This is a genomic window from Bacteroides cellulosilyticus DSM 14838, from assembly GCF_000158035.1.
Classification (GTDB): Bacteria; Bacteroidota; Bacteroidia; order Bacteroidales; family Bacteroidaceae; genus Bacteroides; species Bacteroides cellulosilyticus.
Window position 1 is genome coordinate 1 of sequence record NZ_EQ973516.1, and the last position, 775, is coordinate 775.

The 775-nt window shown below is 50.1% G+C and carries 1 protein-coding gene; it reads left to right on the top strand.

What is annotated here, in order from left to right; genetic code table 11:
* Positions 1–93: 93 nt before the first annotated feature.
* The coding region (locus BACCELL_RS25425) for an amino acid--tRNA ligase-related protein (protein ID WP_007215057.1) at positions 94–775 on the top strand (682 nt) is incomplete at its 3' end.

A 775-nucleotide genomic window follows, 5' to 3' on the forward strand; every position in this document is an offset into this window, starting at 1 on the left:
ATCTGTATTTTTGCACGTCATTAGCAATTAAGCGTTGTGCCCCGACAGCGCAGCCAAATTGTAAATTGTAAATTGTAAATTGTAAATATCAACATGTTTAGATCACACACCTGCGGAGAACTTCGTATCTCCGATGTCAATAAGCAAGTAACGCTGGCAGGTTGGGTGCAGCGCAGCCGCAAAATGGGAGGTATGACATTCATTGACCTCCGCGACCGTTACGGTATCACCCAGTTAGTTTTTAACGAAGAGGTGGACGCCGCACTTTGCGAGAACGCCAACCGCCTGGGACGCGAATTCGTCATTCAGATTACAGGAACGGTGAACGAACGCTTCAGTAAGAATGCCAATATCCCGACCGGAGATATTGAAATCATCGTATCGGAACTGAATGTGCTGAATGCAGCCCTGACACCTCCGTTCACCATCGAAGATAATACGGATGGTGGCGACGATATCCGCATGAAATACCGTTATCTGGATTTGCGCCGTCCATCGGTACGCAGAAATCTGGAACTCCGCCATAGAATGACCATTGAAGTACGCCGCTACCTGGACAGCCAGGGTTTCATCGAAGTGGAAACTCCTGTACTGGTAGGCTCTACTCCGGAAGGTGCACGCGACTTCGTGGTGCCCTCACGCATGAATCCGGGACAGTTTTACGCCTTGCCGCAAAGCCCGCAGACCTTGAAGCAATTGCTGATGGTATCCGGTTTTGACCGTTACTTCCAGATTGCCAAGTGTTTCCGTGACGAGGACCTTCGTGCCGACCGTC